Origin of the sequence: Spirillospora sp. NPDC049652, from assembly GCF_040675125.1 — a bacterium.
Classification (GTDB): Bacteria; Actinomycetota; Actinomycetes; order Streptosporangiales; family Streptosporangiaceae; genus Spirillospora.
Window position 1 is genome coordinate 1 of sequence record NZ_JBFAOF010000464.1, and the last position, 5500, is coordinate 5500.

Annotated in this window: 5 protein-coding genes; 1 reads left to right on the forward strand and 4 read right to left on the reverse strand. The window is 74.5% G+C overall.

What is annotated here, in order from left to right; translation table 11 throughout:
* The 4 genes from AB0J52_RS25250 to AB0J52_RS25265 all read right to left on the reverse strand — a co-directional run.
* Positions 1 to 1641 (reverse strand): FAD/NAD(P)-binding protein (locus AB0J52_RS25250; RefSeq protein ID WP_500184686.1); only part of this gene is annotated, 1641 nt, incomplete at its 3' end.
* Positions 1642 to 1801: 160 nt separating this feature from the next.
* The gene (locus tag AB0J52_RS25255) at positions 1802 to 2341 is read right to left on the reverse strand and encodes a DinB family protein (protein ID WP_500184687.1); all 540 of its coding nucleotides are present in this window, start codon (positions 2339 to 2341) and stop codon (positions 1802 to 1804) included.
* 63 nt (positions 2342 to 2404) lie between these two features.
* On the reverse strand, positions 2405 to 3073 hold the full coding sequence (locus AB0J52_RS25260; protein WP_500184688.1) for a response regulator: 669 nt from the start codon (positions 3071 to 3073) through the stop codon (positions 2405 to 2407).
* On the reverse strand, positions 3070 to 4305 hold the full coding sequence (locus AB0J52_RS25265; protein WP_500184689.1) for a sensor histidine kinase: 1236 nt from the start codon (positions 4303 to 4305) through the stop codon (positions 3070 to 3072). Before AB0J52_RS25265 ends, AB0J52_RS25260 begins: the two co-directional genes overlap by 4 nt.
* Before the next feature lie 352 nt (positions 4306 to 4657).
* Here AB0J52_RS25265 and AB0J52_RS25270 point away from each other — a divergent pair.
* Positions 4658 to 5500, forward strand: an 843-nt coding sequence (locus tag AB0J52_RS25270; protein ID WP_500184690.1) for an MMPL family transporter, incomplete at its 3' end; no start/stop codon positions are given.

The following is a 5500-nucleotide window of genomic DNA, read 5'->3' on the forward strand; positions in this document are numbered from 1 at the left end:
CGGTGTTCTCCCGGGTGGTGACGAGCAGATCTGTGCCGTCGACGGCGGTGGCGAGGGGCGGGTTGAGCCAGGCGGCGTCGTTCCAGTCCAGCTCGACGCGTCGAAGCAGGATTCGAGCCGGTGCAGCACCGTCGCCGCGACGCCCACCGAGTGGTTCTTGATGGCGGCGAGGTTGAACGCGAACGCGCCCAGCCGCCCGTACCGGACGATCTCGTCGCCCTCGCGCGGGCAGCCGACCACGGAGACGGGACCGGAGGGCGTGCCGTCCGCGCCGATGAGGACGCCGTTCTCGTCCACCTGGACGCCGCGTCCGGTGCGTCGGTGCGGCACGGCGATCCCCTTGCGCAGCAGGTTCCGCCACAGCGCCGAGCCGACGCGTTCGTAGTCGGTCTCGCGGCCGAAGTTCGCGATCACCAGGTCCGCGTCGATCGTCCGCGTCGCCTCGGGCCCGGCCACCGACACCCGCAGCGTCCCGTTCCCGGTGTCGGCGATCCCGGCGACCCGTCCGGTGGTGAGGACGACCTGGCCGCCATCGGCCAGCGCGGGGCCGACCAGCTCGGTGATGTACGGGACGGCGCACACCCGCAGCGTCGCGAGCAGGCTCCCGTGCCCGTCGAGCAGGGCGCGCAGGTCCGGGGTGGGGACCTCGGCCAGGACCTCGGGCAGATGGGACTCCCAGGACTTGGCGACGTGCTCGCTCACCACCGCCGGGTCGAGGTCCGGGTACTCGCGGGCGACGAGGGCGCAGACTCGTGCCCACTCGTCCATGAGGCGCCGGACGAGCGTGTCGCGGCCCTCGTCCCCGCCGGCCCGCAACCGCGGCTCCGGCAGGTCGAGGACGCGGTGGCGGTGGTCCGCGGGATACGTGCGGAGCGTCAGCCCGGACCGCGAGATCATGTGGATCGTGCCCGTGTGGCCGCGCCGGAGCAGCAGCGACGCCGAGTCGTAGGCGCTGAGCAGCGTCCCGACGATGGCGACCTCGGCGTCCTTCCGCACGCCGAGCACCCGCTCGATCCCCTCCTCGGAGTACGGGCGGCGCACGAACGCGGGATGGTCGCGCACGTCGGCCGCGAAGGGCAGCTCCCGCTCCTCCAGGCCGGTCGCCAGGACGACATGGTCGGCCCGCAGCGTCGTCCGGGACGGCCCGGAATCCGGATCCGGCGCGGAGTCCGAATCCGGCGCGGAAGCGTCAGGCGCGGCGTCGATGACGACGTCGACCGCGTCGGCGACGACGGCCATGTCGACCACCTCGCCGTCCACCTCGCGCAGCGTCACGCCGATCGACGCCTCGCGGACGGCCTCGGCGAGCCGGGCGGTGAGGTAGTCGGCGTAGATGCGGCGGGGCGCCGGGCCGGACTCGGTGAAGGTGAAGCCGCTCCACTCGGCGGGCCAGCCCGTCCGGTCGGCCTCGTGGTTGGCCCAGCCCAGGAAGTCGTCGACGTCCTCCCGGAACATCGACATGCGGCCGGCCTGGATGTTGAACACGTGATGCCAGTGGTTGCCGGACCGGTGGTAGGCGACGCCCGCGCTCCGGTACTCGGGCCGCCGCTCGACCACCACGACCTGCAGCGGCTCCCTCGCGAACCGCAACAACCGGACGGCTGTGGCGGTGCCGCCGAGGCCAGCGCCAACGACGACCACCACTTTGCATGGTCCCGCGAAGCTCATCGTGCCCCCCGCACGCGCCGAACGGACCGCAGTAGCTTTACCGCGGCTTTACCCCCGGCATGACCGTATCGCGGAGATCAACTCTGCTCAATGCCCAAACGATCAGCTTCCGGCCCCACGCGATCTCACGGGATCAGGTCATCGAGGTGACCCGGCCGTAGAGGTCGCGGAGGACGCCGATCTCGGCGGTGTGGTGGATGAACTCGTCCAGGACGTGGAGGGCGACGTCGTAGGCGGGGGTGTCGGCGTAGGCGAAGAACGGCGGGCCGCCGGGACGCCACCAGTCGTCGCCGGCCAGCTTGCCGAGCGGTTCGCGCCAGCCGCGGTAGGCGTCCTCCAGGAACGCGACGCCGCCGTCGGCGGTGCCGGAGAACTCGACGTCGTCGATGGTGATGTTGCGCGCGTTGAACAGGCGCTCGCCGAAGTCCACGAAAGCGAGCGCGACGTGGTTCATCCGCCACGCGATGGTCGGGACCGGGACCGGGTCCGGGGCGGGACCTCCGCCGCCGTCGGCGTCGATGTGCCAGCGCCCGGACGCGTCAGGGCGCAGCGTCCAGCCGTCCGGGACGGGCTCCCACAGGTACTCGGCGTCGGTGAGCCCGGAGAGCCGGTCGCGGGTGCGCGTCCAGGCGTGGTCGAACAGGGCGATGAGCGATTCCGGGGCGGACGTCATGTCCCATTATGAACCAGTACCGCTTAGGGCGTGGTACCGCTTTTCGCCCCGAAGCCGAGACCGCTACCGGTCGGCGGGGAGGACGTCCACGAGGTCGTTGCGGGCCGCGTGGACGGCGAGCTGCACGCGGTTCTGGCAACCCGTCTTGACCAGCAGGCTCGCCAGGTGCGTCTTGACCGTCGTGACGCCGAGGTGGAGGCGCGCGGCGATCTCCGCGTTCGCCAGACCCGCGGCGACCAGCGCCAACACCTCGCGTTCGCGGTCGGTGAGGTCGGGCGCGGGCGTCTCGGGCCCGGTCGTCCGGGCGTCGCGCGCGGCGACCGCCTGCTCCACCAGGCGGCGCAGCGCGCGCGGGCTGAACGGGGTGTCGCCCGCCGCCGCGCGGCGCACGGCGTCCAGCAGTTGCGCGGGCTCGACGTCCTTGGCGAGGAAGCCGCGCGCGCCCGCCGCGAGCGCCGGGTACAGATGGTCGTCGTCGTCGAAGGTGGTGAGGACGACCACGACCGTGGCCGGCCGGTCGCGCAGGATCCGCTCGGTCGCGGCGGTGCCGTTCAGCAGCGGCATCCGCAGGTCCATCAGGATCAGGTCGGGGGCGAGCCGGGCCGCCAGCCGGACGGCCTCGTGCCCGTCGGCGGCCTCCCCGACCACCTCCAGGTCCGGCGCGGAGTCGCAGAGCATCCGCAGCCCGGACCGGACCAGGTGCTGGTCGTCCACGATCATCAGCCGGATCACGCGGCGCCTCCCGCGGGCAGCAGCGCGGCCAGCCGCCAGCCGTCCGGGGACGGCCCGACCGAGAGCGTCCCGCCCGCCAGCTCGACGCGCTCGCGCATCCCCGGCAGGCCGTGCCCGGACCCCTCGGCGGACGCGCCGTCCGGCAGGTCGTTCGCCAGCTCCACCCGCACCCGCCCCTCGCCGTCGGCCGCGACCTCCAGCCGGACGGCCGTGCCCGGCCCGGCGTGCTTCACCACGTTCGTCATCCCCTCCTGGACGAGCCGCAGCACGGTCAGCGCCCGCACCGCGTCGAGCCGGGTCAGGTCCGCGCCGACCTCGGCGTCCACCTTCACCCCCGCCCGTTCGGCCCGGTCGACGACCGCCGCGAGCGCGGCGGGCAGGTCCCCGGGGTCGGTCATCAGCGTGCCGAGGTCGCGGCCGGGGTCGGCGCGCAGCGCGGCGAGCAGGCGGCGCAGGTCGGCGAGCGCGGTCGTGGCGCTGCCGTGCACGTCGTCCAGCACCGCGCCGACGCGCGGGTCCGGTACCGCGGCGTCCGTCCTGGTCAGGGCCTTGTCGCCGTCCGTCGCACCAGATCGCGGATCGACGGCTTCCGGTGCGGGAGGGGCCGGGTTCGCGAAGACGTGCCGGGCGACGCCGACCCGCAGGACGATCGACGCCATGTGGTGGGCGACGATGTCGTGCAGCTCCCGCGCGATGGCGGTGCGCTCGGCCATCCGGGTCGCGTGCTCGGCCAGCTCCCGGCGCCGTTCGGCCTCGGCCGCGCGCTCGCGCGCCGCCTTCGCCTCGTTCTCCACCGACCGCAGGTACGCGGCCAGCAGCACCGGCAGCGCCAGCATGACGGTGCCCTTGTAGGCGAGCGAGGCCATGTCCTGCACCGCCTCTCCGGCCCACATCGCCGTGTACCCGGCGCCGAGCGCGGCCAGCGCCAGGGCGGCCTCGCGGCGGTCGCGCCGCAGGGTCACCTCGAACACCGCGACGCTCGCCGCGACCTTCTCCACGATCGGCGTGCCCGACCCGTACCGCGCGGCGAGGACCAGCAGAACCGGTTGGACGAACGCCGCCGCGAGCGGCCACCGCGCCGCCGCGGCGAGCACGCCCAGCGCCGCGGCCCCGATCGTCCACTCGGCGAGCGCGTGCGGGGTGCCGGGCCCGCGCATCAGCAGCAGGTAGCCGACCGCGCAGGCCATCGCGATCAGCCGCGCGATCCGCGCCCGTCCCCAAGTCCCGGCCACGGCACGAGCCTAAACCGGACGGAACGGGCGCACGCTCCTCCGCGCGGACGACCCGCCTCTCCTCCACCCGGCCACCGCCCCCGGCCCACCCGGCCGCCCGGGCCCGGTCCTCCCGGCCGCCCGTGCCGGTCCTCCCGGTCGCTTCGCCCGTCCGCCTGGCCGCTGGAGTCCGTCCGTCCGGCCGCTCGGCCCGTCCGCCTGGCCGCTCTGCTCCAGCCGTCCGGCCGCGCCGCCCTGGACCGTCCAGCCGGTCCCGCGCGGGCTCTTCGGTCGCGTGGAACCTCCGATCGGTCGCGTGGACGGGCCGTCCGGCTGAAGCGCCCGCCCGGCGGCGGCCGCGACGCTGGCCGGCATGACTGAGCAGACGATGTTCGCCGCGCTGGGCCGGTTCACGGCCCGGCGGCGGCGCTGGGTCGTGGTCGCCTCGCTGGCGTTCGCGGTGTTCGCCGGGGTGTGGGGGACGGGCGTGTTCGGGTCCCTGACGGGCGGCGCCGGCTTCGACGACCCGAAGAGTGATTCGGTGGCCGCCGACCGGGTCCTGGCGGGTCCGCTGGGACGGCACGCGCCCGACGTGGTCGTCCTCTACGACACGGGCGCGCGCACGGTGGACGACCCGTCCGTAGCGGCGGCCATCCGGAAGACCGTGGACGCCGTGCCGCGCACCGGCATCACCGAACTCCGCACGTTCTGGTCGACCGGCGATCCGGCGTTCGTGTCGCGGGACCGGCACGCGACGTACGTGACCGTGCGGTTCGCGTCCCGCGTCGACCAGGAGCGGGTGAAGGCGCTGAAGAAGGTCGAACCGGCGTTCGCCGTGCCCGGGACGACCGTCCGGTTCGGCGGGGTGACCGCGATGACCGAGCAGGTCAACGCCCGCGCCGGCCGGGACATCGCGCGCGCCGAGAGCGTCTCGATGCCGCTGCTCGTCGTCCTGCTGGTGGTCGTGTTCGGCAGCCTGGTCGCCGCGTCGCTGCCGCTCGCCGTGGGCGTGCTCGTCGCGCTCGGGTCGTTCGCGGTGCTGCGCGCGGTCACCGCCTTCGCCGACGTCTCGACGTTCTCGGTCAACGTGGTGACGATCCTCGGGCTCGGCCTGGCGATCGACTACGGGCTGCTGATGGTGACCCGGTTCCGGGACGAGCTCCGCGCGGACGGCTCCGACCTCGACGGCGCGGTCGCCCGGACGGTCGCGACGGCC

What these genes read in the sequence shown, in the direction of transcription:
- AB0J52_RS25255 (WP_500184687.1), bottom strand. Translation starts at nt 2,341, where the DNA reads ATGACGTCCGCCCCGGAATCGCTCATCGCCCTGTTCGACCACGCCTGG.